The sequence below is a fragment of the Burkholderia sp. FL-7-2-10-S1-D7 genome (genome assembly GCF_001524185.1).
In the GTDB taxonomy this organism is placed as follows: Bacteria; Pseudomonadota; Gammaproteobacteria; order Burkholderiales; family Burkholderiaceae; genus Burkholderia; species Burkholderia diffusa.
The window spans coordinates 1-4442 of sequence record NZ_LOWY01000033.1 but is presented as its reverse complement, the minus strand read 5'-3'; the positions used below and the strand labels follow the sequence as shown (position 1 = coordinate 4442).

Annotated in this window: 6 protein-coding genes and 1 pseudogene; all 7 read right to left on the bottom strand. The window is 54.8% G+C overall.

From position 1 onward, the window contains the following. On the bottom strand, window positions 1-428 hold a 428-nt coding region (locus tag WS75_RS32145; RefSeq protein ID WP_257129388.1), incomplete at its 3' end, for an RHS domain-containing protein. A gap of 364 nt (window positions 429-792) precedes the next feature. Continuing rightward, window positions 793-1053, bottom strand: coding sequence for a DUF7683 domain-containing protein (locus WS75_RS14970; RefSeq protein ID WP_059681180.1), 261 nt, complete (start codon window positions 1051-1053; stop codon window positions 793-795). Further along, window positions 1050-2015: an RHS repeat-associated core domain-containing protein gene (locus tag WS75_RS14965; RefSeq protein ID WP_059681179.1), complete on the bottom strand. Its 966-nt coding sequence runs from the start codon at window positions 2013-2015 to the stop codon at window positions 1050-1052. Before WS75_RS14965 ends, WS75_RS14970 begins: the two co-directional genes overlap by 4 nt. A 75-nt stretch (window positions 2016-2090) precedes the next feature. Further along, window positions 2091-2672: a hypothetical protein gene (locus tag WS75_RS33570; protein ID WP_156429787.1), complete on the bottom strand. Its 582-nt coding sequence runs from the start codon at window positions 2670-2672 to the stop codon at window positions 2091-2093. 375 nt (window positions 2673-3047) lie between these two features. Beyond that, window positions 3048-3193, bottom strand: a pseudogene (locus WS75_RS32140) (RHS repeat-associated core domain-containing protein); the annotation flags it as partial. Window positions 3194-3485: 292 nt separating this feature from the next. Next, entirely contained in the window at window positions 3486-3926 is a 441-nt protein-coding gene (locus WS75_RS33565) for a DUF6756 family protein (protein WP_156429786.1), read from the bottom strand. A gap of 14 nt (window positions 3927-3940) precedes the next feature. After that, window positions 3941-4442 (bottom strand): polymorphic toxin type 47 domain-containing protein (locus WS75_RS32135; protein WP_156429785.1); only part of this gene is annotated, 502 nt, incomplete at its 5' end.

Genomic DNA, 4442 nt, shown 5'->3' with positions numbered 1-4442 from the left:
CGGTACTCTGCGCTCCACGCAATCTCGCTGTGCTCGTCGGTCAGTTCCTGCGGCGTGCCGAGGTGATCGCACTGGTACCACGCCAGGCTGTTGATCGGCGGCGCGGGCGGCGGCGGCAACCACAGCGGGTCTTCATCCTGCCGGTAGTAATCGCCGTACTCCGGCTGGTCGAGCAATTCGATGGCTTCCTCGCGCACTGCCTGCGCCACCGGCACAAAGCTGCCCGGCTCGTACACGTAGTGCGTGGTGCGCGCACCAAAGCCATCCTCGTCGGCGATCTTGCTTTCCCAGGCCAGCGTGTCACCATCCCAGCCGTACAGCGTGAAGCCGCATTGCAGCGCGCGGTTGCGCTTCACGCGCTCGGCGCGGTTCCAGTGTGGCCCCGCTTCCCTTCTTTCCTCGTAGTGCGCCTGGCTGTGCTTGGACAAGCGCCGCCCAAGCGCGTCGTAGGTGTAGTCGACCTTCAGGCGATCGTCTTCGTAGTGCGTCAGGCGGTCGAACAGGTCCCAGGTGAAGCGACCTTCCTTGCCGTTGTGCCAGCGCTGCGTGAGGTTGCCGCGCGCGTCGTACTGGTAATGGGTGCCCGCGTATTGCTTGAGCAGGCAATCCCTTGTCCCGCAAGCCTTCGCGTCATCCTACCCCAGCACGTCGGAATTTTTTCGCCAGGACGCGATTCCTTGCACTCCCTGACACTTCGCACCAGACCTCACTGGCGCATTGAATGAAGGCCAGATGAACATCGATCAGCGCGCCAGAAATGACAAACCTAGCGCTCGGCCGGCCCTTCGTTACTTACTCGGCAGCGTCATCAACGCATGACAAGTAGTAGATGTACTGGCTCGTATCGAAATCAGACGCGACGAACCTTCGCAGCTTCTGCAGCTTTTCGTCGTCCAACTCGACCTCCTCATACATCAGATCATCCCTCTCAAATCCGCATATGTCTTGCAGTTCCTCCAAGGACGGGCCGACAACAAACGGAATCTCGACATACGAGAATTCATTGTCCTTCTCAAATCGAGAGATAAAGCGCTGAACGGGATGTTGGGTCATGGCTCCACCCTCCGGCTTGGCACGGGGCCTTTTCCTGAAATCGGCTCCCCCGAATTTGGATCAAATGCTCCCATGTGGTTACCGCGCTTATCGTATCGCTCTACCTCTCCGTGCTGATAGTCCCACTCACAGATACAGCCCTTGGGTTCTTTCCATCGAGCGCGCTTTTTCCCTGGAACTCCTAGAACAGGTGTTTTCGGCGGAACCCGGACCGCATCGGGAAAGCCGGGCAAGTTCTTGGGCGCAGGAATGTAGTTGCTCAGGCCGAGCGGATCAATCCAGCTTACCGGATTGGGCGCGTACTGATAAACATTCAGACCACCCGCATACCCAATCGGATCCTTGCTAACAAACCTCCCCACCTCCGGATCGTAGTACCGATGCCGGTTGTAATGCAGCCCCGTCTCATGGTCGTGGTACTGCCCCTGGAAGCGGATGGGATTGGTGATCGGTGCTTTGCCGGATGCTTTCCGGATGGCCTCCTGCGCAACACCCCAGGCGCGGTAATCCGCGCTCCACGCGATCTCGCTATGCTCGTCGGTCAGTTCCTGCGGCGTGCCGAGGTGATCGCACTGGTACCACGCCAGGCTGTTGATCGGCGGCGCGGGCGGCGGAGGGCCCCACAGCGGGTCTTCGTCCTTCCGGTAGTAGTCGCCATACTCTGGCTGGTCGAACAATTCGATGGCTTCCTCGCGCACCGCCTGCGCCACCGGCACAAAGCTGCCCGGCTCGTACACATAGTGCGTGGTGCGTGCGCCGAAGCCGTCCTCGTCGGCGATCTTGCTCTCCCACGCCAGCGTGTCGCCGTCCCAGCCGTACAGCGTCAAACCATAGCCGTGCTCCGCGTTCAGCCGCGCCGTCTCCGCTTCCCGGTAAACACTGCCGTCACTGGCACTGTATCTCACCTGCGCGTTCGATTCCTTCCCCACCCGTCGCCCCAGCGCATCGTACCAGTAGCGCACCGATACCCGGCCGTTGCCGAACCGTACCAGTCGATCGAAGCTGTCCCACTCGTACCACGCTTCACATCAGCTTAATCAGCCGAAGTAGAAATTGATCAATTTTCCGTATTCAGAAGAATACTTCCTCAAACTACCCAACGGCCGCTCATCGAGCATATCCATTGCCGCCCCTATACTCCCCGTTATTAACTTTTCATTTCCAACGGACGCATAATCCACGCCCACCACAGCATACCCAGATCTTACATTTCTTCGGCCAAACCGGATAACAGAGTACTGACCCAACACAATTGCACCATCTTTTTTGTCGTCAGAAAAATAAAGATGAACATCGTCCCTCAGCAAACTTAATTGAACCCCATCCCAAATTCGCTTAAGCAAAGCCATCAACCTTACGCCCGGCCCAAAGTCGACAGAGCTACCAATATAAGTTTCACCAAGATAATACAACTTATACAGAGAATTAATTTCCCTATTCCTATGATTTACATTTATATACTTCTCGTACAAATGGAAATCGGGAATTTCCCCCACAACATCGTAGCCTCGATCCTCGAGCTGCGACTTATCGCCATCCTCACCGCGGATCAACCTGCCTGGATCATCGCCATTAGATTGCAGCAGCGCATCAATAATTTCATAAAAATAAATTGCCATCTCTGTTTACTTAGAAATAGGATTCGTCCCAGATGTACGATGATTACTGAGAATCTCTGCAAACTTTTTGAGTTCTGACGCTCGATTTGAATTTGGATATGCATCTACACCGGCCTGTGCAGACTTGGCCAAGCGATCAACGTTCTTTGCTTTGTCGAAGTATTTGACGACACAGCTACATACTTTCTTCCATTGGGATTCGGACATATCGCGTGTGGCTTTGTCAGCCGGTCCTAGCTCCACATGAGTTCCGTCTGCGTTAGGCGTCAACGTAATATGCCCCCCGCTCGGCGGCAGTCCAGGACCGCCTACATTGACATGCGCCCCTCGCGCCGAAGTGTCCGGCCCGGCGGTATCGGCAGAAACGTCGTATCCTGACAACCCCAATGGATCGATCCACTGTATCGGATTCGGCGCGTACTGCCATAGGTTATGCCCCCCGCATACCCAATCGGATCCTTGCTAACAAACCGCCCACTATTCGGATCGTAGTACCGATTCCGGTTATAGTGCAGCCCCGTCTACTTGCCGCTATCCTCCGCCGCTCACCGTTCAGCCGCGACAATCTCTTGCCGCGATGCAGATTGCACTCCGCGTCATAGTGGTATCACTCTGTGAATGACGCGTCGTTGAGCCTTGTGTAGCAAGGCATTTCAACTTTGCTCAACGGTTGGCAAGTATGGATCGGGTCACAAGCCGTACACGTATCATCATGGATTCACCTGCGCTAGCGCTGATTGCATCATTTCTTGCACCCACTCGATTGCGCCAGTTTTAGCAATCCTGTCATTGCGGTTAAATTTGCCACCTTTGTCATCGTGGTACTGCGCCGGTCTTGCCGGTTACGAACAACAAGTCCCCGTGATCATTTTCCGCAAGCACCCAAGAAAAGTCCTTGGGAACTACGTAATACTCAAAGAACCGACATTCTTTTATAATTTCTGATATCGCCTCAATTGGAGCATCGAAGATAAATTTTTCCTCGCTACCCTCATCCACTACAAACCACACGTTTCGCGCCGACGAAGGAGCCAACTCAGCGAGATGCAAGTATCCGCTATCGTCTTCATACCGCAATATAGTTGGCTTGACTTTGAAATTTGTCCACCAAGCACGCGGATTCCCGTCAAAAAATGTGCTTTTGATTTTTTCCAATAATTCCGCCCTATTACCCGGCTGCTGATCGCTCAGGCCGCAATTATTCAGCGCAATAGACAGTTCAGCCTTGAAGTCGTCGCCATCAAGATCTTCCATTACCAGACGCCTCCTCAAAGTTTCTGGTCAGGCCTATGAGGATGCTGCGGTCCCTCATAAGTAATATTTCCGCGCTGGCAGCCGCATCCTCGTTTGCCAGCAGTCTGCCATCCAACGTGGGGTTTGTCGTGGCCTTGCACCGAGTCCATATCGGCATGGGGCGCGTCATATGCAACTTTCGCACCACCTGCCCCTTTGAACTCAACGACAGTACCTGTTACAGGATCCACTTTCGAAAACGTAACGTTCTCCGGATTCGTCATTCCCGCCTTTTCAAACGCCTCTCGTCTAGCTGTATCGAAATCAGGCGCGTTCGAAACTGTAGCGAGCCCTAACGGATCGACCCACTGCACCGGATTCGGCGCGTACTGCCAGACGTTGATGCCGCCGGCGAGTCCAATCGGGTCTTTCGATACAAACCTCCCCACCTCCGGATCGTAGTACCGATACCGGTTGTAGTGCAGCCCCGACTCATGGTCATGGTACTGCCCCTGGAAACGGATGGGATTGGCGATC

Coding starts and splice junctions, on each gene's coding strand:
- WS75_RS33565 (WP_156429786.1), bottom strand. CDS start 3,926: ATGGAAGATCTTGATGGCGACGACTTCAAGGCTGAACTGTCTATTGCG.
- WS75_RS14970 (WP_059681180.1), bottom strand. CDS start 1,053: ATGACCCAACATCCCGTTCAGCGCTTTATCTCTCGATTTGAGAAGGAC.
- WS75_RS33570 (WP_156429787.1), bottom strand. CDS start 2,672: ATGGCAATTTATTTTTATGAAATTATTGATGCGCTGCTGCAATCTAAT.